Source organism: Streptosporangium sp. NPDC002544, assembly GCF_040295965.1.
Lineage (GTDB): Bacteria > Actinomycetota > Actinomycetes > Streptosporangiales > Streptosporangiaceae > Streptosporangium.
The window spans coordinates 362,038-384,716 of sequence record NZ_JBEOWJ010000002.1; the positions used below are offsets into that span (position 1 = coordinate 362,038).

Annotated in this window: 19 protein-coding genes; 16 read left to right on the top strand and 3 right to left on the bottom strand. The window is 69.6% G+C overall.

Annotated features, from left to right (window positions below; genetic code table 11):
* The first annotated feature begins 2 nt into the window (after window positions 1-2).
* The 8 genes from ABT061_RS04460 (at window position 3) to ABT061_RS04495 (ending at window position 9,797) form a co-directional block, all read left to right on the top strand.
* Entirely contained in the window at window positions 3-950 is a 948-nt protein-coding gene (locus ABT061_RS04460; RefSeq protein ID WP_350912556.1) for a carbohydrate ABC transporter permease, read from the top strand.
* On the top strand, window positions 947-1,756 hold the full coding sequence (locus tag ABT061_RS04465; protein WP_350912559.1) for a carbohydrate ABC transporter permease: 810 nt from the start codon (window positions 947-949) through the stop codon (window positions 1,754-1,756). Before ABT061_RS04460 ends, ABT061_RS04465 begins: the two co-directional genes overlap by 4 nt.
* A gap of 18 nt (window positions 1,757-1,774) precedes the next feature.
* The gene (locus tag ABT061_RS04470) at window positions 1,775-3,400 is read left to right on the top strand and encodes a glucoamylase family protein (RefSeq protein ID WP_350912561.1); all 1,626 of its coding nucleotides are present in this window, start codon (window positions 1,775-1,777) and stop codon (window positions 3,398-3,400) included.
* 51 nt (window positions 3,401-3,451) lie between these two features.
* The gene (locus ABT061_RS04475) at window positions 3,452-5,275 is read left to right on the top strand and encodes a GH39 family glycosyl hydrolase (RefSeq protein WP_350912563.1); all 1,824 of its coding nucleotides are present in this window, start codon (window positions 3,452-3,454) and stop codon (window positions 5,273-5,275) included.
* Window positions 5,276-5,448: 173 nt separating this feature from the next.
* Window positions 5,449-6,087, top strand: a complete 639-nt coding sequence (locus ABT061_RS04480; protein ID WP_350912565.1) for an RNA polymerase sigma factor — start codon at window positions 5,449-5,451, stop codon at window positions 6,085-6,087.
* A complete protein-coding gene (locus ABT061_RS04485; protein ID WP_350912567.1) occupies window positions 6,080-7,135 on the top strand; it encodes a CU044_5270 family protein in 1,056 nt (351 codons plus the stop codon). Before ABT061_RS04480 ends, ABT061_RS04485 begins: the two co-directional genes overlap by 8 nt.
* A 256-nt stretch (window positions 7,136-7,391) precedes the next feature.
* Window positions 7,392-7,934: a hypothetical protein gene (locus ABT061_RS04490; RefSeq protein ID WP_350912570.1), complete on the top strand. Its 543-nt coding sequence runs from the start codon at window positions 7,392-7,394 to the stop codon at window positions 7,932-7,934.
* A 354-nt stretch (window positions 7,935-8,288) separates the two neighbouring features.
* Window positions 8,289-9,797: a PepSY-associated TM helix domain-containing protein gene (locus ABT061_RS04495; RefSeq protein ID WP_350912572.1), complete on the top strand. Its 1,509-nt coding sequence runs from the start codon at window positions 8,289-8,291 to the stop codon at window positions 9,795-9,797.
* Between the two features lie 61 nt (window positions 9,798-9,858).
* Here the strand turns inward: ABT061_RS04495 and ABT061_RS04500 are convergent, their stop codons facing one another.
* The 3 genes from ABT061_RS04500 to ABT061_RS04510 form a co-directional block, all read right to left on the bottom strand.
* On the bottom strand, window positions 9,859-10,662 hold the full coding sequence (locus ABT061_RS04500) for a helix-turn-helix domain-containing protein (protein WP_350912574.1): 804 nt from the start codon (window positions 10,660-10,662) through the stop codon (window positions 9,859-9,861).
* Between the two features lie 271 nt (window positions 10,663-10,933).
* Window positions 10,934-12,208 (bottom strand): 2-oxo acid dehydrogenase subunit E2, encoded by a 1,275-nt coding sequence (locus ABT061_RS04505; RefSeq protein ID WP_350912577.1) that lies wholly within the window; start codon window positions 12,206-12,208, stop codon window positions 10,934-10,936.
* A 32-nt stretch (window positions 12,209-12,240) separates the two neighbouring features.
* Entirely contained in the window at window positions 12,241-14,418 is a 2,178-nt protein-coding gene (locus ABT061_RS04510) for an alpha-ketoacid dehydrogenase subunit alpha/beta (protein WP_350912579.1), read from the bottom strand.
* Window positions 14,419-14,623: 205 nt separating this feature from the next.
* On the opposite strand from ABT061_RS04510, the gene ABT061_RS04515 reads away from it, so the two are divergent.
* The 8 genes from ABT061_RS04515 to ABT061_RS04550 all read left to right on the top strand — a co-directional run bounded on the left by ABT061_RS04515 (window position 14,624) and on the right by ABT061_RS04550 (window position 22,636).
* On the top strand, window positions 14,624-15,862 hold the full coding sequence (locus ABT061_RS04515; RefSeq protein ID WP_350912581.1) for an alpha/beta fold hydrolase: 1,239 nt from the start codon (window positions 14,624-14,626) through the stop codon (window positions 15,860-15,862).
* Entirely contained in the window at window positions 15,859-16,398 is a 540-nt protein-coding gene (locus tag ABT061_RS04520; protein ID WP_350912583.1) for a VOC family protein, read from the top strand. Before ABT061_RS04515 ends, ABT061_RS04520 begins: the two co-directional genes overlap by 4 nt.
* Window positions 16,395-16,964 carry a VOC family protein gene (locus tag ABT061_RS04525; protein ID WP_350912585.1) on the top strand — a complete coding sequence of 190 codons (570 nt, stop codon included), beginning with the start codon at window positions 16,395-16,397 and terminating at the stop codon, window positions 16,962-16,964. The genes ABT061_RS04520 and ABT061_RS04525 overlap by 4 nt, the downstream gene beginning before the upstream one ends.
* A gap of 7 nt (window positions 16,965-16,971) precedes the next feature.
* Complete coding sequence (locus tag ABT061_RS04530) at window positions 16,972-17,637, top strand: GntR family transcriptional regulator (protein WP_350912587.1); 666 nt, start codon at window positions 16,972-16,974, stop codon at window positions 17,635-17,637.
* Window positions 17,638-18,047: 410 nt separating this feature from the next.
* Window positions 18,048-19,010 (top strand): sugar ABC transporter substrate-binding protein, encoded by a 963-nt coding sequence (locus ABT061_RS04535; RefSeq protein ID WP_350912589.1) that lies wholly within the window; start codon window positions 18,048-18,050, stop codon window positions 19,008-19,010.
* A gap of 2 nt (window positions 19,011-19,012) precedes the next feature.
* A complete protein-coding gene (locus ABT061_RS04540) occupies window positions 19,013-20,563 on the top strand; it encodes a sugar ABC transporter ATP-binding protein (RefSeq protein ID WP_350912591.1) in 1,551 nt (516 codons plus the stop codon).
* Between the two features lie 36 nt (window positions 20,564-20,599).
* On the top strand, window positions 20,600-21,622 hold the full coding sequence (locus tag ABT061_RS04545) for an ABC transporter permease (RefSeq protein ID WP_350912593.1): 1,023 nt from the start codon (window positions 20,600-20,602) through the stop codon (window positions 21,620-21,622).
* Window positions 21,623-21,799: 177 nt separating this feature from the next.
* Window positions 21,800-22,636 (top strand): alpha/beta fold hydrolase, encoded by an 837-nt coding sequence (locus tag ABT061_RS04550; RefSeq protein ID WP_350912595.1) that lies wholly within the window; start codon window positions 21,800-21,802, stop codon window positions 22,634-22,636.
* Window positions 22,637-22,679: the final 43 nt, after the last annotated feature.

Genomic DNA, 22,679 nt, shown 5'->3' on the forward strand with positions numbered 1-22,679 from the left:
CCATGGTGGTCAGCGAGCGGGTGGGCTCGCGCGAGTCCACCGGACCCGCCCCCGTCAAGGAGCGGCGATCCGGGGGAGGGTTCCGCCGTACCGGTCTGGCCTGGGTCTTCGTGACGCCCTTCGTCGTGATGTTCGCGGTGTTCTGGGCGGGACCGCTCCTCGTCGAACTCGGCATGAGCTTCACCGACATGCGCAGTACCGACGTGCGCGATCCCCTCGGGGTGAACCTCGTTGGGCTCGACAACTACCTGCGGTTGTTCGACGACGAGCTCATGCGTAAGGCGGCGGTCAACACGCTGATCTTCGTGGTGACCGCGCTCCCGCTCACCATCGCCCTCGGCCTGGGCGCGGCCGTGGCGCTGAACTCGGGGATCGCCCGGCTGCCCGCCGCGTTCTTCAGGCTCGGTTACTACCTGCCGTACGTCACCAGCATCATCGGCGTCGCGGTGGCCTGGAGGTTCCTGCTCGAACCCGACGCGGGACTGGTCAACCAGGTGCTCGCGGCGGTGGGCGTGGACGGCCCCCGCTGGCTCGCCGACGAGAACCTGGCGCTTCCCGTGATCATCGTCATGACCGCCTGGCGGAGCTTCGGCTTCGACATGGTCGTCCTGTTGGCCGCCCTGCAGGGCATCCCCAGGGAGCTGTACGAGGCGGCGGAGGTCGACGGCGCCGGACGCTGGGAGCGTTTCCGCTCCGTCACGCTGCCGATGCTCCGCCCGGCGCTGCTGTTCTGCACCGTCTACAGCTCCATCGGGTTCGCCCAGTTCATGGAGGAGCCGCTGGTGATGACCAGGGGAGGTCCGGCGGGAGCGACCACCTCGGCGTCGCTCGCCATCTACAACCAGTTCGGCTCCGGCAACTACGGCTACGCCGCAGCCGCCGCGAGCGTCCTGTTCACCGTGATCGTGGCCCTGGCGGTCCTGCAGTTCCGGGTCGGGAGGTCCAGGTGAAACGCCGCTTCTCCACGTACGCGCTGCTCAGCGCCGGGCTCGCGCTCGTCGTGCTCCCGTTCGTCTGGACGCTGCTCACCTCGTTCAAGCCGGAGACCGAGATCAGGCGGGACCCGCCGGACCTGCTGCCGGTGCGGTGGACGCTCGGCAACTACGGCGAGCTGCTGGAGAAGATGAACATCACGCAGGTGTTCGCCAACAGCGCGGTGGTGGCCCTCGCCACCGTCGCGGGCAACCTGCTGTTCTGCTCGATGGTCGGGTACGCCTTCGCCAAGCTGGCCTTCCGCGGCAAGAACGTGCTCTTCGCGCTGGTCCTGACACAGATGGCGCTGCCCGCCATCGTGGTGATGATCCCGCAGTTCGTGCTCATCGCGAAGCTCGGCCTGGTCAACACCTTCCTCGGGATCATCCTGCCCGGCCTGGTCACCCCGCTGGGCATCTTCCTGATGCGTCAGTTCATCGCGGACATCCCCGACGAGCTGATCCACGCCGCACGGGTCGACGGCGCCAGGGAGTTCCGGATCTTCTTCCAGATCGTCATGCCGCTCTGCAAGCCCGCCCTGGCCACGCTCGGCCTGATCACGTTCCTCGGCTCGTGGAACAACTTCCTCTGGCCCGCGGTGGTGGCCCAGAGCGAGGACAGGTACACGCTGCCCGTCGCGTTGGCGATCTTCAACGGCTACCAGGGAACCCAGTACGGCCTGCTCATCGCCGGGGCGGTGGTCGTCGTGCTGCCGGTCCTGGTCCTCTTCGTCTTCCTGCAGCGCTTCTTCACCCAGGGCATCGCCTCCACCGGACTCAAGTAACCCACGTAAGGAGCCCCCGTGCGTCGTCGTCACGCGGCCGCCCTGGCGGCCTGTCTCGCCCTGATCACGGCCGCCCCCTCTCCCGCCTCGGCCGCCCCTTCCCCCGCCCCCTCGCTCCCCCCTTCCGCGTCTCCCCTCGTCTCCCCCTCTGTCCCCTTGACAGCGGCCTCCTTGACAGCGGCCCCCCTGACAGCGGCGCGGCAGCGGGAACTGCTGCGCCGCTACGCCGCGGACACCTGGAAATCCATGGACGCGATGGCCGACCCGGCGACCGGGCTGCCCTCCGACAAGATCGACGGCTCGCTCGACCCCGGCACCCGCGCCAAGGTGACCTCGCCGACCAACATCGCCACCTACCTGTGGAGTACGGTGGCCGCCCGCGACACCCACCTCATCTCCCGGGGTGAGGCCCAGCGGCGCGTCGCCAGAACGCTCGGCTCGACGGCCAAGCTGGAGCGTCACGCCCCGACCGGCCAGTTCTACAACTGGTACGACCCGCACACGCTGCGGATCGTGCGCACCTGGCCGGAGAACGGCTCCGCCGTCCAGCCGTTCCTGTCCAGCGTCGACAACGGCTGGCTCGCGGCCGCCCTCATGATGATCCGCAGTGCCGTGCCCGAGGTCTCCAAGCAGGCCGGGGCGCTGCTGAGCGGCATGGACTTCGAGTCCTACTACGACCCGCAGGCGCGGCCCGACGCGGGCACCGGCCTGCTGCGCGGCGGGTTCTGGCCGGAGAAGCCCACCGGCTGCTCGGTCGAGAGCGACTACAACGGCTCGGGAACCACGGTTTACTCCACCTGCCACCACTACGGCGCGCTCACCGAGGCCAGGATCGCCAGCTACGTCGGCATCGTCCTCGGCCAGCTCCCGCCCGAGCACTACTACGGCATGTGGCGGACCTTCCCCGACACCTGCGACTGGTCGTGGGCCGAGCAGAAGCCGGTCGGCGCCTGGCGCACGTACATGGGCGTCAACGTCTTCGAGGGCACGTACGGCTACCGCGGCATGCGCCTGGTGCCCACCTGGGGCGGCAGCATGTTCGAGGAGCTGATGGTGACCCAGCTCGTGCCGGAGGACGTCTGGGGCGCCAGGAGCTGGGGCCGCAACCAGCCGGTCTACGTGGCCGCCCAGATCGAGCACGGCATGAACGACGCGAAGTACGGATACTGGGGCTTCTCCCCGTCCAACGACCCCGCCGGGGGCTACCGCGAGTACGGCGTGGACGCGATCGGCATGGACACCCCCGGCTACACCTCCGACCAGGAGCGCACCTCCGTCGACTACGGGTTCGAGGGATGCCGCGAGGGCCGGCCGGAACCCGAGTCCTACGGGGACGGCGTGGTCACCCCGCACGCGTCGTTCCTCGCGCTGCGCCACGCGCCGGACGCGGCCCTCGGCAACCTCGCCAGGCTCAGGGCGAACTTCGACTCCTACGGACCCGGCGGTTTCTACGACGCGGTGGCCGTGCGCAGCGGCAAGGTCGCCAAGCAGTATCTCGCCCTCGACCAGGGAATGATCATGATCGCACTCGGCAACGCGCTCGCGGGCGACAGCCTGCGCCGCCACTTCGCGACCCGCGACGTCACGGCCAAACTCGCCCCCGTGCTGCGCCAGGAGGAGTGGGCCGTCGTGCCCCCCAGGTGAGCCGTACTCCAACGTGCACATCCACCAACCGACCATCGGGGAGACGTATCCATGAGCACGGCCGATGCCGCACGCCGAGACTGGCAGGCCCGCATCCACAAGGCGTCGGGGGAGGTGACCGCGGCCGGACGGGTCGAGGTCGCCGCCCCTCGCGATCTGCGCGCCGACAGCGGAGGCGGGCACGTCACGCTGACCTGGGAACCGGTGGCCGGGGCCATCGGCTACATCGTCCACCGCGCGCCCGCCGAGGAGGGGCCGTACACCTCGACCAAGCAGCGCGACGTCGACGTACCGGCCGTGCCGGATCCGCGCTACGTCGACACGCTCGGGGAACCCGCCTGGTACCGGGTCGCCGCCATCACCACCGTGGAGCGGACCGGCCCCTTCGCCGGACCGGTGTTCGCCGCGCCGCTCGCCGAGCCGGGCGCGGCGGCCCTGCGGGTCGACGCCTCGGCGAGCACGCGGCCCCTGCCCAGGCCGTGGAAGTACATGATCGGCTCCGAGCACCTGTCGTACATGCTGTCCGCCGACACCGTGGGCGGGCGCCCGATCGGCCCCGAGCTGACCGAGGCCCTGCGGACGATGCGGGAGGAGCTCGGCGTCGAGACCGTGCGCGCCCACGCGATCCTCTGCGACGACCTCGGCGTCTACCGGGAGGACGGCGGGAAGCCCGTGCACGACTTCACCCGGGTGGACGAGGTCTACGACACGATCACCGCGTTCGGCATGCGGCCGATCGTGGAGCTGTCGTTCATGCCGCGCGACCTGGCCTCCGACCCGTCGAAGACGGTCTTCGGCTACGGGGCGATCATCTCACCGCCCAGGGACTACGACCGGTGGGGCGACCTGGTCCGCGACCTCACCCGGCACCTCGTCGACCGGTACGGCCTGCGGGAGGTGGTCGACAACTGGGCCTTCGAGGTATGGAACGAGGCCAACCTGGAGGTCTTCTGGAGCGGTACGCCACAGGAGTTCTTCCGGCTGTACGACGTGTCGGCGGCGGCGGTCAAGGACGTCCACCCGGACATCCGCGTCGGCGGCCCGTCGTCGGCGGCCAACGGCTGGGTCCAGGAGCTGATCGACCACGTGGACGCCTCGGGCGCGGCGCTCGACTTCATCTCCACCCACACCTACGGCAACGCCCCGCTCGACTGGCGGCCCGTCCTGGAACAGCACGGCCGCGAGGGCACGCCGATCTGGTGGACGGAGTGGGGTCCGACCCCCACCCACTTCCACGGCATCGGCGACGGGCCGTTCGGGGCGGCGTTCCTGCTGCACGGGATGAGGTCGGCGGCCGGACGGGTGGACGCGCTGGCCCACTGGGTGGCCTCGGACCACTTCGAGGAGCTGGGCCGCCCACCGGCACTCTTCCACGGCGGGTTCGGCCTGCTCACGGTCGGCAACCTGCGCAAGCCCCGTTATCTCGCGCTCACCCTGGCCGACCGGCTGGGCGCGGACGAGCTCGCCTGCTCGGCCACCGGCGACGTCGCGGGAGTCGAGGCGTGGGCGGCGCGCTCGGCCACCGGCGTCGTCGGGGTGCTGGTGTGGAACGGCACCCTCGACCAGGACAGAGCCGACGGCGAGGAGATCCTGTCGCGCGAGGTCACCCTCACCGTCGAGGGACTGGCCACGGGGGAGTACGCGGTCAGCCACCACCGGATCGACGAGAGGCACTCCAACATACGGGCGGTCTGGGCGGAGATCGGCGGGGGCGCGGACTGGCCCGAGGGCGAGCAGTGGGAACGGCTCCACACCGCGAACAGCCTGGACGAGCTGGAACCCGCCCGTACCGTCCACGCGGAGGATGGGACCTTGCGGCTGGAGTTCACACTGCCCATGCCCGCCGTCTCCTACCTGGAGTTCACCCCGGCGTGACGGGGGCGCGAGTACATCCGGCCGCCGGTGAGGTTCCGCGCGTTCCGAGGGGTGTGTGCCGGGGCAGGGCCCGGTCATCTCACTCCCGGCGGGATCGCCGTGCCGCTTTCGGGAACCGCGAGCGCCCGGGGAGGCAACAACGGGTGTCCTGACCGAGAGCCGAGAGGCCGGATATGAGCGAGACGAGCCGGACCGGGACGGAGGTCGGCGCGGTCCTTTTCCCCGACGAGGGGGCGGGGGTCGACGACGCCTCCCTCATCGAGCGGTCCCGGCGGGAGCCCGAGGCGTTCGCCGAGGTCTTCCACCGGCACGCGCCGGAGATCAAGCGCTACGTCACCCGGCGGCTGGGGGTCGACGCGGCGGAGGACGTGGTGGCGGACACCTTTCTGGTGGCGTTCCGCGGGCGGGAGGGCTACGACCCGTCCCAGCCCAGCGCGCGCCCGTGGTTGTACGGCATCGCGACCAACCTGATCAGGCGGCACCGGCGCGTCGAGGTGCGGCAACTGCGCGTTCTCGAACGGACCGGCGTCGATCCGGTGACCGTCCCGTTCACCGAGCGCAGCGACGAGCGGCTGAGCGCCGGTGCGGTACGGCGGAGCCTGGCGGCCGCCCTGGCGAGGTTGCCCTCGGGCCACCGGGACGTGTTGCTGCTGGTGACGTGGGGTGGCCTGACCTACTCGGAGGCCGCCCGGTCGCTGGGCATCCCGGTGGGCACGGTCCGCTCGCGCGTCAACCGCGCCCGGAGCAAGGTACGCAGGCAACTCGGCGGAGTCGATCCCACGTCTGTCAGCGAGGAATCCGTCCATGAATGAGATGACCCAGTTGAACCGGCTGCGCTCGGAAGTGCCCCGGCCGGGAGCGCCGGAGCTGCGCGCCGAGGAGCGGCGGCTGCTGTCGGAGATCGCCGCTCCCGGCACGGCGCCGCCCGCCCGTTCCGGTCGCCGGACGGGCCGCCTGCCGGGCCGTCCGGTGAGCCTTCGGGCGAACCTCCGTACCAGCCTCGCACTGGGAGCCGCGGCCATGGCGGTCACCGGGGTCGCGTTTGTCGGCGCCCGTTCGCTCCCCTCGTCGGAATCGGCGGTCCGGGTGGCGCCCGTGGCGGTGGTGGAGGTCCTCCGGCGCGCCGCCGACACCGCGAGCCGGCAGGACGAGCTGCACCCGAGGCCCGGCCAGTTCCTCGTCTACGAGTCGCAGGCCATGTTTCCGGTCAAGCTGGAGGAGGGCCGCTACCTCGACCGCAGCATGATCAAGCTCTGGCTGCCGGTCGAGGGTTCTCCCCTGGACGAGGGGGTCATGTCGGTCAGGCACCTGGAACCGGAGCCCTACCCGGGAGAGCCGCTGCCCGCCGAGGCCAGGCGACGGGCGGGAGGCGGGGGCGAGCCGTCGAGACTTGACGGCATCGACATCCGTCCCGACCACCTGCGCACCGACTACGCCCACCTGAGCCGGTTGCCCACCGACCCCGCGGGGATGCGCGAGCACCTCTACACCGGTCTGTCCGGGGGACCCCTCGATCACTACGAGGCCTGGGGGCGGGTCGGTTCGATGATCACGCAGGCGTACCTGCCGGCCGCCCAGCGGGCCGCGCTCTTCGCGGCGACCGGCACGATCCCCGGGGTCGAGACCGTCGACGGGGTCAAGGACGCGGCGGGACGCACGGGGGTCGCGGCGGCCATGGCCAACCGGGAGGGCGGGGTGCGGCACGAGTACATCTTCGACCCCGTCACCTACCTGTACCTGGGCGAGCGCGTCGTCGTGGTGGACGCGGTCAGGGCCGGGGCCCCGGTGGGCAGCGTGCTGACCTCGACGGCGCTGCTGAAGGTCGAGGTGGCCGACCACGCGCCCAAGGTCGCCCGATAGCCGGGGCCGTGCCGCCCTCTCCGGCGGCCCCGCGCTTCCGGCAGCCGAGAGTGCGGGGCTCCGGAGACCATGACGGCAGGCACAGGCACTCGCGCTCCCGCGGGTGTCCCGTACGCGAGCACCGAGGGCATCCGGGGCCCCGCGGGTGAGCGGCACCGGAACACGGTCGTGACGCGCCCACCGAGTGGTACAAATCCACACTTTTACTACGAATCGGGGGTATGGCGAAGGCACTGGTTTCTGTCACCATTACCCCATGCACGCCTTCCGCCTCCTGCGCGCCGCGGTGTTCGCGGTCGTGTGCGTGACGGCGTCGCTGGCCATGCACGTGCTGGCCGGAGGCAGCCCGGTCGGGCCGGGCGTGCTGGTCTGGGCGGTGCCGCCGACCGCGGCGGGCGCCTTCCTCCTCGCCCGGCGGCAGCGTGGCTTCGGCATGCTGCTCGGGGCGAGCTTCGCCGCGCAGTACGGCATGCACCTGTGGTTCACCTCCGGTGAGGTCACACCGGTGACCGGGCACGAGCACGGTACCGGTGGCCTGTACGCGGGTGTGTTCATGCTGCTGGTGCACGCCGTGATGGCGCTGCTGTCCGCCCACTGGCTGGAGCGGGGGGAGTGCGGCCTGGCCATGCTCCTGTTCCTGCTCTTCGCCTCGGTCCTCACCCTGCTGGTGTGGCGCGCGCCCGTCGCCTGCCGCGTCGCCCCGCCCGCCGCGCCCGACGACCGGGTGCCGCTCCGCACCCGGCTGCTCGCCGCCGCGGTGTCACGTCGCGGGCCGCCCGCGCTTCCGCTCGCCATCTGACATCGGGCCCGCGCGCCCGGACGCCGTCGTGCCCGCCGGGCACGCGACTCCGGACACCGCGTGTTCCCGGACCGTGAGCCGTCGCGCCTTTCCCGGACGGTGAACCCGGGTCCCGCCATGGCCGATCGGCCCGAACTCCCTCGCGCCCTTCCCGGGCGGTGAGCCGGCGTCCCGCCACCCCGCCCGGGGCGGCGAGCCCGGCTCTCGCAGTGCCCTCCCGGCCTGCTGCCCCGATGCCGTCACGCTCTCGCGGCGGCCGTCCCGGCGAACCGGATCCGCACCGTCGAACCGAACCCCACACCGCGGTGACGCGTACCTGTCGGTGCGCGCGTTCCCTGCGAACGGAGAACCTCCATGACGTCGAACGTCGAGCTCCAGCCCGAGGCTGGGCCGTCCACACCGTCCACACCGTCCACCCCCCGCACGCCCTCCACCTGGGCGACGCTGCGCTCGCTCCTGCTTCGCCTGCACTTCTACGCCGGCCTCCTCGTCGCGCCCTTCCTGCTGGTGGCGGCGGTGACCGGCCTGCTGTACGCGGCCTCCTTCCAGCTGGAGCAGGTGGTCCACGCCCACGAGCTGACCGTCCCCGTCCCGGAGGGGCAGCAGAAGGTGCCGCTGGCACAACAGATCACCGCCGCCACCGCCGCGCACCCCGAGGGAACCCTCGGAGCCGTACGGACCTTTGACGAGCCGGGCCAGACGACCCGGGTACTGCTCGACGTGCCCGGCCTCGCGGAGAGCACCCGCCTGGCGGTCTTCGTCGACCCGTACACCGGTCAGGTCCGGGGCGCCCTGGAGAGCTACGGCAGCTCGGGCGCCCTGCCCGTGCGGACCTGGATCTCCCAGCTCCACCGTCACCTGCACCTGGGCGAGCCGGGACGCGTCTACAGCGAGATGGCCGCCAGCTGGCTCTGGCTGGTCGGACTCGGCGGGCTGGTGCTCTGGCTGACCCGTCGCCGCCGGGCAGGGCAGCGGCTGCGCCGCGTCGTCGCGCCCGAGCGCGGCGCCCGCGGCCTGCGCAGGACCCTCTCCTGGCACGGCTCGGTCGGCCTGTGGGCGCTGATCGGCCTGCTCGCCCTGTCGGCCACCGGCCTGACCTGGTCGAAGTACGCCGGAGCCAACGTCGACGTGCTGCAGACCTCGTTCGGCTGGTCCACCCCGTCGATGCCCTCCTCCGGCGGCCACGGTGACCACGCCGCCGGGGGGCACGGGGGAGGCGGCACCCAGGGCGTCGACGCCGACCAGGTGGTCCGGGCGGCGGCGGGCAGCGGCCTGTCCGGGCCCCTGGAGGTCGTCTGGCCGTCGTCCGAGCCGGGGAGCTCGTACGTGGTCAAGGAGATGGACCGCCTCTGGCCGCAGCGCAACGACCAGGTGGCGGTTGATCCCACCACCGGCCAGGTGACCGCCGAGCTGCGCTTCGACGACTTCCCCGTGGTGGCCAAGCTGATCCGGTGGGGCATCGACGGGCACATGGGCGTGCTGTTCGGCCTGGCCAACCAGATCCTGCTGGCCGTGCTGGCAGTGGCACTGATCTCGGTCATCGTGTGGGGCTACCGCATGTGGTGGCTGCGCCGCCCGACCCGGGGCTTCGGCGCCCCCTACCGGCGCGGCGGCCTGCGGAGGCTGCCCCTGGTCGTGATCCTTCCCCTGGCGGCCGTGGTGATCGCCGTGGGCGTGTTCCTCCCGTTGCTGGGCATCTCGCTGCTGGCCTTCCTCGTGATCGACGTCGTCCTCGCCAGGATCGCGGCGTCGCGCGCGGGGAGGTCGGGCGCCGACGAGCCCGGCGCCGATGAGTCCGGTGCCGATGAGTCCGGTGCCGATGAGTCCGGTGCCGACAGGTCCGGAGCCGGGGTCTCCGGCTGAGGTCGCGGGGGTGCGGTGCGGGCGCGTGCCGCACCCCCGCGTACGCCTTCCACCACCCGGGTCAGTCCGGGTGGTGCTGGTGTTGCAGGTAGGCGGCGGTCTCGGGGTTGGCGGGGAAGTACGCCTCGATGGCCAGCTCGGCGACGGTGATGTCCAGCGGGGTGCCGAAGGTGGCCATGGTGCTGAAGAAGGCCAGCTCCCGGTAGCCTCGGCGGAGCCTGAGGGGGATCACGATGTGACCGGGGCCGGGCCGGTCTATCTCGGGTTCCGGCTGGTCGCAGGGGTAGTCGTCGAGTTCCCGCCAGAGCGCGGCCAGGTCGGGGTCGGCGGTGAGGCTCATCTGGCGGCGGAGCCGGTGCAGGAGGTGGGCCCGCCACTCGCCCAGGTTGATGATCCGCTGCGCCATGCCCTTGGGGTGCAGGCTCAGCCGGAGCACGTTGACCGGGGGGACCAGCAGCTCGGGCGCGACCCCGCGCAGCAGCAGCCCGGTGGCGGGGTTGCGGTCGATGAGGTTCCAGCGCTGGTCGACGACCACCGCCGGGTACGGCTCGTGCCCGCTGAGCACCTGCCCCAGCGCCTCGCGTACGGACGCCATGTGCGGGGAGTTGAGCGGTGTCTCCGAGTAGAGCGGTGCGAAGCCGCCGGAGAGCAGCAGGTGGTTGCGCTCGCGGAGGGGGAGTTCCAGCTCTTCGGCGAGGTGCAGGATCATCTGCCTGCTCGGTTTGGACCTTCCGGTCTCCACGAAGCTCAGATGCCGGGTGGAGATGTCCGCCTGGATCGCCAGGTCCATCTGGCTCATTCGCCGGCGCTCCCGCCACTGGCGCAGAAGCTCACCTACCGGCCGGGACGTGCTGGTGGTGGTCATGCAGCTCACGATAACCGGTGATGATCAGCAAAAGCATTACTGTGTACGTAACGCTTTTCATGATGCGGAGGCGGAAGCCGCGTTCCTCGTCGCTCGGTGTTCCGGCCCTCGGCGACCCGAGGATGCGCGTCGAGATCCGCGTCACCGCCGTCATCGGCCACGGTGACTGACCGAAACACCACATGAGCCGCGCCGGTTTCCGGTCCGGCGATCGACGTCCACACCTGGGGCTCCGCCCCGGGGGCCTCGGCCGGGGCGGAGCAGGCATCTTTCAGAGCATCAGCCGGACCGGTTTCTCGATGCTCTCCCGCAGAGCGGCGAACCACCGTGCCGCCAGCACGCCGTCCACGGGCCGGTGGTCTGCGGAGAGAGTCAGCGTCATCACCTCCGCTGCCTCCAGGCCGCCGTCCTCGGCGACAACCGGTGTCCGGGTCGTCGTGCCGACGGCCAGGATGGCAGCCTGTGGCGGATTGATGATCGCGCTGAACTCCTCGACCCCGTACATGCCGAGGTTGCTGATGGTGATCGAACCTCCCTCCAGGTCGCTCTGGCGCAACGTGCCGTTGCGGGCCTGCTCACTGAAGGCGCGGACCTGGGCGGAGACAGCCGACAGGGACAGTGACTCGACACCCCGCAGCACGGGGGTGACCAGCCCGCCGTCCGTGGCGACGGCGACCGCTACGTCAACGGTGTGGAAACGGCGCACCGCGTCAGTCGTCCAGACGGTGTTCATCTCGGGCACCTGGGCGTGAGCCGCGGCGATGGCCTTGATGAGCAGGTCGTTGACGGAGATCTTCACCCCGCCGTCCGTGTTGATCCGCTGCCGTAGGGCGAGGAGCTCACCGACGCGGACCTGTCCCTTGACGTAGAAGTGGGGGGCGCTCTGCTTGCTCTGCGTCAGTCTGCCGGCGATGGCCTGCCGGATCCGTGAGTGCGGAATCACGTCGTACGCCGCGTCGGTGCCGGACGCGGCGGCTCGGGGCGCGCCGGGGGACTCGGAGGCCGGAGCCGGAGCGGGGCCGGCGGGCCGCGGTGTCCGGGCGGCGATCGCGGCGTTGACATCGTCCCGCGTGACTCGCCCTCCCGGCCCTGTTCCGGTGATGGTGCCGATGGCGATACCCGCGTCGCGGGCCAGCCGGCGGGCCAACGGGCTGGAGAAGGTCCGCCTGTCCTCAGGCCGGGCGGTGAGGTTCGGCGACGCGGTCTGCTCCGTCCCGGGAACCTCCCGCCGGACGACCGGCTTGGCCTGAACCGGTTCCGTGACACCGAGCTTGGCGAGAAGGCGGTCGAGGTCACCCACGTCTTCGCCCGGCGCGGCGATGACCGCGATCGGGCTGCCTACCTCGACCTCGGTACCGCTGGGAACGAGCGCCTTGATCAGGGTTCCGTCCGCGTGGGCCGGAACGTCCACCTCGGCCTTGTCGGTCTCGACGGTCGCGACCGCGTCGCCCGCGCGGAACGAGGTGCTCTCGGGGACGGGCCAGCCGGACAGGACCGCTGTTGTCGAACCGGCCGCGACCTCCGGCATGCGGAGTAGCTCAGCCATGGTTTCCTCCGTGGTGCGTAGATGTCGGCGGTTCAGCGACCGGTGATCTTCTTGAGCTGTGCGGCGACCTCGTCGGCCTGGGCGATGGCGGCCCGCTCCAGCACCTTGCTGATGCTCGGGGACGCTTCACCTCCGGTGACCCGCTGGACGGGCTGGTCCAGCCAGTCGAAGAAGCGACGCTGGATCTCGTCCGCCAGCCAGCCGCCGTAGGAGGTGCCGACGGCTCCCTGCTCGGCGATCAGGACGTTGTTGGTCTTGCGGATACTCATGCCGATGGTGTCCCAGTCGATGCTCGCCCGGTCCAGCCAGCGCAGATCGATCACCTCAACGTCGATGTCGCTGCTCTCCACGGCCTCCAGGACGTAGTTCGTCATGGCGAGGTAGGTCAGCACGGTGAGGTCCGAACCTGTCCGCCTGACGGCGGCCTTCCCCACCGGCAGGCAGAAGTCCAAGTCCTCCGCCGGGGTCTGTCCCGTGGTCGGGTAGAGGTCCACATGCTCCAGGACGACGACGGGGTCGTTGCAGCGCAGCGCACTGTTCATCAGGCCTATGTAGTCGAAGGGCGTGGAAGGCGCGACGATGCGCCAGCCCGGAGCGGTGGCGAAGATCCCGGCCGGATCCATGGAGTGCTGGGAGCCGTATCCGGTGCCCATGGCGACCTTGCTGCGCAGGACGAGGGGAACGTCGCTGCCGCCTCCGAACATGTGCCGGGCCTTGCCGATCTGGTTGAACAGCTGGTCGGCGGCGACCCACATGAAGTCCGCGTACATGAACTCCACGACCGGCCGGTAGCGCCCCTCGAGCGCGATGCCGCCGGCCAGACCGGCGAAGGCGTTCTCACTGATGGGCGTGCCGAGAACGCGTTCGGGGAACGCCTCGGCGAGGCCGCGGGTGGCGCCGTTCGTACCGCCCTTGAGACGGTGGACGTCCTCCCCGAGCACGACGATCCGTTCGTCCTCGGCCATGCGCCGGCCCATGACCTCGGCCACCGCGTCGATGAACCTGCGCTCCTTCAGCTTCCCCCGGAAGGAGGTGAGATCGGCGGTCCGTACCCCCTCGAACTCGCTGAGGTCTCCGCGAACACCCACATCCCGGAAATCGGGGTCCGGCCACAGGTGCGGCTTGATCTGCCGCCGGCCGGGCTTTCCCCCGGGCACCGGCTCGAGGAGTTCACCTGCGACAGCCTCCATCTCGGCCTTGGCACGTTCCGTGCACCGGGCCGCCTCCGTCTCGGTGAGGATGCCGCGGCGCAGCAGATGGGACGTGATGAGCGCCAGCGGGTCCCGCTCCCGCCACTCCTGCTCTTCTTCCTTGCTGCGGTAGCCGAAGGCGCTGCCCGGGAAGGGGCCGTTCTGGTGGAAGAAGCGGTAGACGTCGGCCTCCACGACCGTGGGGCCCCCGCCCGCCCGCATGTGGGCGACCGCTTCGCCGGTCGCCAGGTACACGGCGAGGGGATCCATGCCGTCGACGCGCCAGCTGGGGATGTTGAAGGCCGGCCCGCGTGCGGACAGCCGCGGTTCGGCGGTGACCTCGTTGACGTGTGTGGAGACGGCGTACTGGTTGTTCTCGATGAAGAAGCACACCGGGAGATGCCAGGCCCCGGCGAGGTTGAGGGTCTCCAGGACGGAGCCGATGTTGACCGCACCGTCACCGAAGTAGGAGACGGAGACCGCGTCCGTGGCGGCATGCCGGGCCGACCAGGCGAATCCGGCGGCCTGGGGGACACCGCCGCCCACGATGGCGTTGGTGCCCATGGCGCCGGCCTCGCGCCACTGCAGGTGCATGGATCCGCCGCGCCCGCGGCAGAACCCGTCAGCGAGGCCGCAGATCTCCGACAGGCTGCGGGAGAGCACCGTGCGGACCGCGTCCGGCAGAGGGGCCCTGAGGTCGATGCCGTCGGCGGCCACGTAGCCGAGTGCCTTGGCGAGGAACTGGTGGTGTCCACGGTGTGAGCCGTTGACGTAGTCGCTGCCGGTGAGCGTGAGCACCGAGCCGACAGCGCCGCCCTCCTGGCCGATGCTGGAGTGGGCGGGCCCGTGTACCAGGCCCTGGGACGCGAGGGAGAGGACGTATTCCTCGAAGGTCCTGATGAGGAGCGTTTGGGTGAACATCGAGATGAGCAGCGCTGGATCGGCAGCGTCCCAGTCCTTCTTCGTCGCGACGACCTCGACCCAGGGGGCAGCTGGGCTGAGCTTCTTGTGTGTGGGCACGGACGCCTCCAAGACATGAGCACATGGCTCGGCCGGGCTCGAACACCCAGCTCTTGCGGTTGTCCCACAGTCCCGTCGAATGGATCCACATGCAAGGCTACGTTATCAATATGTTACATAAGCATTACAGGCATGGGCATTGACTGGCCTCGTTTGGAGCGTGAAGGTCTACGTTTAAGAAACATGGATCCAATGGAGGATGGTCATGGTGAAGACACCGAGCGGCCCCGGTGACCTCAAGGAGTTCGAGCAGGAGTCCTGGTGGGAGGCGGTTCGAACCGAACTCAACGCGGACTCCCAGTGGGCGGAGGCGGCCAGGTACTTCCCCGCCCGCATCGAGTTCCGCAGTGACCACAGCTCCTGGACGGTGGACACCCGCGACGGGCGGGTCGTCTCTGTGCGGCAGGGACCTCACCCGCAGGGAGCCGACATCACCATCGTCGCCCCGGACGCGGAGTGGCGCCGCGTGATCGACGGGCGGACCGACTGGTTCGAGGGCACCTCGCCGGGGCTGGGCCGCATCACCGTGGAGGGCGACGGGATCGCCGCCATGCGCAACGTCAAGGCCATGTGGCGTCTGCTCGGCGCGCTGTCCAAGGCCGGCAGGCCCGCAGCCGAGCCCGGGCCTTACTCTCCCGACCCCGAGACGGGCCGCCACACCGCCCTCACCGGGCGCTATATCGAGGTCAACGGTCTGCGGACGTACTACGAGGAGGCCGGTGAGGGCATCCCGATCGTCTGCATTCATGCGGCGGGCCAGGACACCCTGATGTACCGCCACGTCGTGGAGGGACTGTCCGACGAGTTCCGCGTCATCTCCATCGACGCTCCCGGCCACGGCAAGACCCTCGAACCGGCCGGCGGTGCCTTCCGTGACATCAGCGACCACGCCGACTTCAACGAGGCGTTCATCGAAGCTCTCGGCCTGCGGAACCCGGTCATCGTAGGGTGCTCGATGGGCGGCAACATGGTTCTCGAACTGGCCTCCCGGCGGCCGGACTTCTACCGCGCCGTCATCTCGGCCGAGGGCTCCGACTACACCCCGACCGTCAGCGACACGCTGCTGGAGATGCTGCTGCTGAACGGTCCGCAGATCCTGGAAGGCTGGTCCCGCTCCATGACCGGCCACCGCACCCCGCCCGACCGCGCCCGCGAGGTCGTGTGGCAACTGCGCAGGGTCTGCCCGGAGGTGATCGCCGCAGATCTCACCGGCTACGCCGGCTTCGACCGCCGCGATCAGGTCGGTCGGATCGAGAGCCCGGTGCTGCTGCTGCGCGGCGACGCGGACTGGCTGGTCCCGCAGGAAATGGTCGAGCAGGTCGCCGACCGTATCCCCGGCAGTCAGATCGCGGTCCTTGAGGGGACCGGCCACTACCCGATGATCGAGAACCCCGTCGAGTTCAACCAGACGGTGCGCGACTTCGTGCGGGAGACCCTGCGATGAGCGGTCCCTCGGCCGGCCTCCCGGATCCCGCTGTGCTGCCGGCGCCCCTGGCGGGGCTGCCGGTGGCCCAGGTCGGCATCCTCGTACCCGACCTGGCGGCAGGCGTCGCCACCTGGTCGGCGCTGCTGGGAAAGGACGACTGGCTCATCTACACCTACGGGCCCGACACCGTTCCCCACCTGGCCTACCGTGGCGAGCCGGGCAGGTTCCGGATGCGGGTCGCTCTCGCCGGAAGCGCCCCGCAGGTCGAACTGATCGAGTCGCTCGAAGGGCCGAGCATCTACACGGAGTGGATCAGTGAGCACGGCTACGGCCTTCACCACCTGGGCTTCCGGGTTCCGTCCGCGGAGAAGACCATCCGCGAGGTGACGGCGAGTGGTGTCGCTCTGCTGCAGTCCGGCAGCGGGTACGGGCAGGGCGGCGACGGGGGGTTCGCCTACTTCGACACCCAGGACAGCGTTGGCCTGATCGTCGAGGCCATCGAGGTCCCCAAGCGCCGCAGGCCGTCCGAGCCGCTGCCCCGGGGGCGGCGGTGAGTCCGGTCGGCAGCCGCGGCCTGCCGGGATTGGCAGGGGTCGAGCACGTCGGTTTCACAGTGCCCGACCTGGACGCGGCCACCCGGTTCTTCACCGAGGTCATCGGATGCGAACTGGTCTACACCCTGGGCCCTTTCCGGTCCGACGGCACGTGGATGGCCGACAATCTCAACGTCCATCCACGAGCGGTGATGCACCGCCTGGGCTTCTTCCGCTGCGCCAACGGTCCCAACTTCGAGGTGTTCCAGTACGAGTCTCCGGACCAGCACCCGATCCCGCCCCGCAACAGCGACATAGGCGGCCATCACCTGGCCTTCTACGTCCAGGACCTGGACGCGGCCGTGGCGCACCTGCAGGCGTACGACGTGACCGTCCTGGGGGAGCCGACCGACAGCACCGGCCCGAGCGAGGGGCAGCGCTGGGTGTACTTCCTCACCCCCTGGGGCATGCAGCTGGAGCTCGTCTCCTTCCCCCACGGCAAGGCGTACGAGAAGGCGCTTGATCGGAGCGGGGGCCAGGGAGTGAGGTTGTGGCAACCTGAGATGCCGGATCACCTGTCACGTTAGGAAGACAATGCCGCCAGGCCTCGACGGACCGTCCTCTGTCGCCAGCCAGAGGGTCGCCGACACACTGCGCAAGCAGATCCTCTCCGGGGACCTCGCCCCGGGCGCGAGGATCATGCAAGAAGAGGTCGCCGCGTCCTTCGGCTCCAGCCGGCTGCCGGTCCGCGAGGCCCTGCGGATTCTGGAGGCCGAAGGCCTGGTCGTCCTCAAACCGAACAGCGGGGCCTGGGTCTCCAAGATGGACCTGGCCGAGTGCCAGGCGACCTACAAGCTGAGAGAGCGGGTAGAACCTCTCGCCCTCAGCGAGTCAATGCCGAATCTCACTTCAGACGACTTCGCGCGGCTGGATGAAATTCAGCATGAGATCGAGGCGAACCATGACGTCGACCATTTCCTCATCCTCGACAGAGAATTCCATCTGATTACCTACTCGGGCTGCCGCATTGATCATCTGCTCACGATGGTCCGGCGCTTTTGGAACACGACTCAGCATTACCGGCGGGCCTACGCCCACCTCATCGATCCGGCCGGGCACGAACTGATCAACTTCGAGCACCGGCTGATCATAGAGGCGATCAAGCGAGGCGATCCCATCGACGCCGAGCGCTTCCTGGCAGGGCATATCCGCCGGACACGGCTGGCGCTGTCGCTGCACCCCGAACTGTTCGCCGGGTGAAGACGCCGATCGGCTGACATATCTTCCGTTCACTTCCGGGCGGGCCGCACCAGGGGCGGTCCCCCTCTTCGGGATGCCCGGATGCACCTCGCCGGTCCCATTTTGTGGATCCATAAACTGAATCACGTTATCTAATCGCAATATGCTCAATCCCTGTCCATGGGTTGACGTGGTCAGATTCCAGAGGGAATCTTAGAGCCATTAAAGGATCCTCGTATATGGATCCATTCATGGTGATCTCGATAAGCAGCGGATCTCCTCCGCCGGCGTTGTCGCTCCTGGCCCACCCAGCCCACGGACGAGAACGCGCCCCCCGGGCTCCCCCCTCGGAAAACTCACACCAGCAGGCCGCAGAGTCCCGCCCTCGCCGTCGCGCACACCGACTCCGCGCCTTCACGAAGGAGCGCGCCGTGAAACGCCGCACAACCGTCATACGTCCCCTCGCCGCCTCCGTCGGCCTGACCGCCGTCCTTGCCGGCTGCGCCGCCGGAACGGCCGACGCCGGTGGGGCGGATGCCAAAACCGTGGGACTGATCCGTTTCTCCGGATCGGATGTCTACGCCAACAGCGCTCTCGACGCCATTGCCGCCTATGGAAAGAGCAAGGGCTGGGAGATCACCGAGGTGGACGCCAACGGCAGCGTCGACTCCGCCAACACGGCGTTGACCAACCTGGCCACCAAGGGGGTCGACGCGATCGCCATCTCCGTGTTCCCCACCGACGCACTCGCCTCGGGAGTCGCCTCGGCGCAGTCCGCAGGAATTCCCGTGGCCAACTGGGGAGGCGGCCTCGGGCCGGGCGTGCCCATCGCCGCAGACGTGTCGATCGGTCAGCCGATGGCCGAGCGGGTGGTGAACGACCTGGAGGGCAAGGGGGCATTGCTGGCCCTCGGTTATCGCCCAGGACTGCCCTGCCAGCGCCGTGAGAAGGCGCTCGATGAGGCCGTGGCGAAGACGGACATCAAGGTGGACGCCCGGCAGATCACCATCCCCGGGCAGGTCGAATCGGCGGACAAGGCGACGCAGGCTTGGGCGCAGGCACACCCCAAGGGCGACAGGCTCGCCGTGTGGGCCTGTTTCGACGACCCGGCCACCGGCGCCGTCGCGGCCCTGCAGCAGCTCGGCCGCACCGATGTCAACAGCTACGGTCTCAACGGCACCGCCGAGGCGCTGTCCCTGGTCAAGGCGGGGAAGCTGACCGCGACCCAGTGGATCGACGGACCGTCCCAGGGACGTGAGATCGCCCGGCTGCTGGAGAAGTACTGGGCGGCTCCCAACGACTTCGAGCCGGTCGAGATCGACGGCGACTACAAGATCATTGACAGGTCCAACGTCGAGGGCTTCCTGGCAGACCATCCCGAACTGAGGAAGTAGTCATGGCGACAGCAGCGACGGTGCCCGGCACCGGGGAGCCGGCGCCGCTCGGCCAGGCGGCACCCCTGGTCCAGGTGCGGGGACTGGCGAAGGCATACGGAGCCATCCGCGCGCTCCGCGGCGTCGACGTCTCCTTCCGGCGCGGTGAGATCCACGGGCTCGTCGGAGCGAACGGCGCCGGCAAGTCCACGCTGATCCGCTGTCTGGCCGGTCTGGAGCAGCCCGACGCGGGCGACATCCTGGTCGACGGTGAGATCACCCACGTCCACGGCCCCGTCGACGCGGTCGGCCTCGGACTCGCTTTCATCCACCAGGAACTGAACCTGGTGAACTCCTTCACCGGAGCGCAGAACATCATGCTCGGCAGCCACCAGGGCTCGATGGTGGCACTGCGCCGGTTCGGTGGCGTGCCCGGCGCGGTGCTTCGCGCTGCCCGTCGAGTCGGGATCGACTTCCCGCTCGACATCCCCGTCTCCGAACTGACCGTTCACCAGCAATGGCTCGTCACCATCGCGCGGGCGCTGGTGGAGGACCGTGCCCTCATCGCCATGGATGAGCCGACCGCGTCCCTGGACGCCCAGGAGGCGGCCAAGCTGTTGGAGGTCGCGCGCGAGCTGGCCGCCTCCGGCGTGGCCGTGGTGTTCATCAGCCACCGGCTCGACGAGGTGACGGCCGTCTGTGACCGGGTCACCGCCTTCAAGGACGGATCGGTATCCCTGGCGCTGCCCCGAGCGGAGATCACCCGCGAAGCCGTCGTACGTGCCATCGTCGGCCACGACATCACGCCCGGCGCCGGGGCCACGGCCTTCGAGGCGACCGAGCACTCTCGCCTCGCCCTGCACCTCCAGGGCGTGAGCCGCGGCCGGAGCGTGCGCGACGTATCCCTCACGCTTCACGAGGGCGAGATGGTCGGCATCGCCGGCCTGGTCGGCTCCGGGCGTACGGAACTGGCACGGCTGATCTTCGGTGCCGATCGCTCCGACAGCGGCACGATGACCCTGGACGGCAAGCCGTACCGGCCCCGCTCCATTCCCCACGCCATCACCCGGGGCGTCGCCTATGTCCCCGAGGAGCGGCGCTCCGAGGCGCTGTTCCTCACGCATTCGGTGGAGGACAACCTCCACATCACGGTGTGGGACCGGTGGCGCATCGGCAAGTGGCTGCCGCTCATCCGGCCCCGCTCGTCCCGGGCCGCGGCGAACCACACCTGCCGCACCCTCGGGATCAAGACGGCGGATGCCCGCCGGCCGGTCGTGGGCCTCAGCGGTGGAAATCAGCAGAAGGTCGTCATGGGCCGCTGGTTGGCCACCGACCCGAAGATCCTCATCCTGGACGAACCCACCCGCGGCGTGGACGTGGGTTCGCGCGCCGACATCTACCACCGGATCCGCGAGGCCAACGAGTCCGGATCCGCCGTTCTCGTCATCTCCTCGGAGTTCGAAGAACTCCTTGAGTGCAACCGCGTGCTCGTCATGGCCGAAGGCCGCATCGTCGGCGAGCTGACAGCCGGTGAGATCACCGTCCCCAACATGCTGCACCTCTGCTACGCGTAATCCACGTCGCGCGATCAAGAAACTGGAGAACCCGCCATGGAAGGCACCATCGAACAAGCCGCGAAGCCGTCGGCTGAGCCGGGGGCCGCACCGGGCACAGCACAGCGCGCGCTGGTTCTGACAGGCAGGTATGGAACCCCCGCCGTCCTCGTCCTGCTCCTGGTCGGCTTCACCGCGGCCAGCCCGCAGACGTTCTTGACCGGCCAGAATCTGCTGAACATTCTCAACCAGAGCGCCACACTGGCCATCGTCGCCGGCGGCCTCACCCTGCCGTTGGTGGCGGGCAAGTTCGACCTCAGCTTCGCCTCCGTGGTGAGCCTGTCCGGCATCCTCGCGGTCGGCTTCCTGGAGCGCAGCGGTCTTCCGTGGTTCGCCGCCATGCTGCTCGCCCTGGTGGCCGCCGGAACCATCGGGCTGGTCAACGGGCTGCTCGTCGCGCACCTGCGCATCAACCCGATCGTCGCCACCCTGGGCACCAGCACCATGCTGCTGGGCATCAACTACGCCTACTCCAACGGCACACCCATCACGCTCGAGCCCGGCCCCTTCACTGACATCGCGCGTGCCTCGGTGCTGGGCATCCCCACCCCCATCATCCTTACGGCTTTGGTACTGGGCGGCCTGTGGGTCGCGCTGAACTTCACGCTGCTGGGGCATCACATGCAGGCGGTGGGCGCCAATCAGGTGGCAGCCCGGATGGCCGGCGTACGGGTTGCCCGCATCACCGTGATCGCCTTTGTGATCTGCGGGCTGTGCGCGGGCCTGGCAGGCATCGTGCTGTCGGCGCGCATCGGCAGCGGACAGGTCACGGCCGGTGACGGCTACCTGCTGAACGCGTTCGCCGCGGTCTTCCTCGGCGCGTCCGTGCTCAGGGACGGCGACTTTCACATCCTGGGCACGCTCGTGGGCGTCCTCATCGTCACCGTCACCTTCAACGGGCTGTCCCTGCTGGGCGCCCAGTCCTATGTCCAGTTCCTCTTCCAGGGCGGAATCCTGGTGGCCGCCACCGCCTTGAGCAGCACCAGCCGCCGCATCCTGCTCGCTTCGGTACGACACTGACGCGCCCCGCTCGTCTGTGCGAAAGCCGATGTCATGCCGCGATCCGCGCGGCGCTTACCCGCCTCCCGGATCTCGAACCCCTGGTGCGGCCCTTGAGTCCGCTGCCGCCTTCCTTGACGCCTGCCTGCCCCGGGCATGAGTACCCGCTTCCATTCCCAAGTTGCGAGAGGCACCACCATGAGCAGCACTGAAACCGAGAAGAGGATCAAGGTCAACGGAACGGAGCTCTTCGTCCGCGACACCGGAGAGGAGAATCTTCCCGTTGTCCTGGCCCTCCACTCGTTGTTCCTCGACGGCCGCATGTTCGAGGGCTTCAAGGACGCGGCCGCCGGCAAGTACCGGGTCATCCGCCCCGACTTCCGTGGTCAGGGCAAGAGCGCGGCGGCGGAGGGCGACTTCGTTCATCTGGACACGGTCACCGCCGATGTCATCGCACTGGCCGAAGCCCTGAACCTGGAGCAGGTGCACCTGCTCGTGCAGTCCATGGGCGGTGACGTGGGCTTCCGGCTCGCGGTGGCCCGGCCTGGGCTGGTCAAGTCGATGGTCACCCTCGGCTCGTCCGCCTGCTCCGAGCCCGCCGATCAGCTGGTGGTCTTCCGCGAGTGGGTGGACAACGTCGGCCGCCAGGGCTTCGTCGGTGACGTGCTCCAGGAGACCATGGAGATCATGTTCGGCGTCACCACCCGCAACGACCCCGCCAAGCGGGACGTCGTCGAGCTGTGGAAGTCACGGATCGCCGAGGTTCCCAAGACCCTGCGCCCCGCGATGGCGGGTGTCATCGAACGCGGCACCGCCGTGCACCTGCTTCCGCAGATCAGTGTGCCCGTCTTCATCGTCTCCGGCGAGGAGGACAAGCCGCGTCCCGTTCCGTGGCAGGACGAAATGGTCGAGCACCTGCCGAACGCCACCCTGTGGCGCCTGGAGAAGATCGGTCACAGCCCCATCCTGGAAGCGCCGGACGTGGTCTTGCCCCGCGTTCTCGACTTCCTCGACCAGGTGGAGAAGTCCGGCTAGGAGTTTCCCTCAACGGTGGAGCAGGTGGCGCAGGACGTAGGGC

What these genes read in the sequence shown, in the direction of transcription:
- ABT061_RS04500 (WP_350912574.1), bottom strand. Translation starts at nt 10,662, where the DNA reads ATGACCACCACCAGCACGTCCCGGCCGGTAGGTGAGCTTCTGCGCCAG.
- ABT061_RS04485 (WP_350912567.1), top strand. Translation starts at nt 6,080, where the DNA reads ATGAATGAGATGACCCAGTTGAACCGGCTGCGCTCGGAAGTGCCCCGG.
- ABT061_RS04480 (WP_350912565.1), top strand. Translation starts at nt 5,449, where the DNA reads ATGAGCGAGACGAGCCGGACCGGGACGGAGGTCGGCGCGGTCCTTTTC.
- ABT061_RS04550 (WP_350912595.1), top strand. Translation starts at nt 21,800, where the DNA reads ATGAGCAGCACTGAAACCGAGAAGAGGATCAAGGTCAACGGAACGGAG.
- ABT061_RS04495 (WP_350912572.1), top strand. Translation starts at nt 8,289, where the DNA reads ATGACGTCGAACGTCGAGCTCCAGCCCGAGGCTGGGCCGTCCACACCG.
- ABT061_RS04530 (WP_350912587.1), top strand. Translation starts at nt 16,972, where the DNA reads ATGCCGCCAGGCCTCGACGGACCGTCCTCTGTCGCCAGCCAGAGGGTC.
- ABT061_RS04540 (WP_350912591.1), top strand. Translation starts at nt 19,013, where the DNA reads ATGGCGACAGCAGCGACGGTGCCCGGCACCGGGGAGCCGGCGCCGCTC.
- ABT061_RS04475 (WP_350912563.1), top strand. Translation starts at nt 3,452, where the DNA reads ATGAGCACGGCCGATGCCGCACGCCGAGACTGGCAGGCCCGCATCCAC.
- ABT061_RS04505 (WP_350912577.1), bottom strand. Translation starts at nt 12,208, where the DNA reads ATGGCTGAGCTACTCCGCATGCCGGAGGTCGCGGCCGGTTCGACAACA.
- ABT061_RS04490 (WP_350912570.1), top strand. Translation starts at nt 7,392, where the DNA reads ATGCACGCCTTCCGCCTCCTGCGCGCCGCGGTGTTCGCGGTCGTGTGC.
- ABT061_RS04515 (WP_350912581.1), top strand. Translation starts at nt 14,624, where the DNA reads ATGGTGAAGACACCGAGCGGCCCCGGTGACCTCAAGGAGTTCGAGCAG.
- ABT061_RS04520 (WP_350912583.1), top strand. Translation starts at nt 15,859, where the DNA reads ATGAGCGGTCCCTCGGCCGGCCTCCCGGATCCCGCTGTGCTGCCGGCG.
- ABT061_RS04460 (WP_350912556.1), top strand. Translation starts at nt 3, where the DNA reads ATGGTGGTCAGCGAGCGGGTGGGCTCGCGCGAGTCCACCGGACCCGCC.
- ABT061_RS04545 (WP_350912593.1), top strand. Translation starts at nt 20,600, where the DNA reads ATGGAAGGCACCATCGAACAAGCCGCGAAGCCGTCGGCTGAGCCGGGG.